The 239-nt window shown below is 48.5% G+C and carries 1 protein-coding gene; it reads left to right on the forward strand.

Annotation, left to right across the window (positions count from 1 at the left end; translation table 11 throughout):
- A partial coding sequence (locus AB4496_RS25180) for a methyl-accepting chemotaxis protein (protein ID WP_372132553.1) occupies window positions 1–239 on the forward strand: 239 nt, incomplete at both ends.

Raw genomic sequence — 239 nt, forward strand, 5'->3', positions numbered from 1 at the left:
GGTCGAGGCTTTGCAGTGGTTGCTGATGAGGTTCGTGTGCTTTCTCAACGTACTCATGCTTCAACAGAAGAGATCGAAGACAAGATCAAACGCTTACAACAAGCGACCAATGGTGCGGTGAAAGTGATGACGCAAAGCCATGATATGGCGAAAACAAGCGTACACGATGTGGATATGGCCGGAGAGAGCCTAGCTCAAATCCGTGAAGCGATTCAGATGATCAGTGATATGGCGACTCA

It is taken from the genome of Vibrio sp. 10N.222.46.A1 (assembly GCF_041473595.1).
Lineage (GTDB): Bacteria > Pseudomonadota > Gammaproteobacteria > Enterobacterales > Vibrionaceae > Vibrio > Vibrio tasmaniensis_A.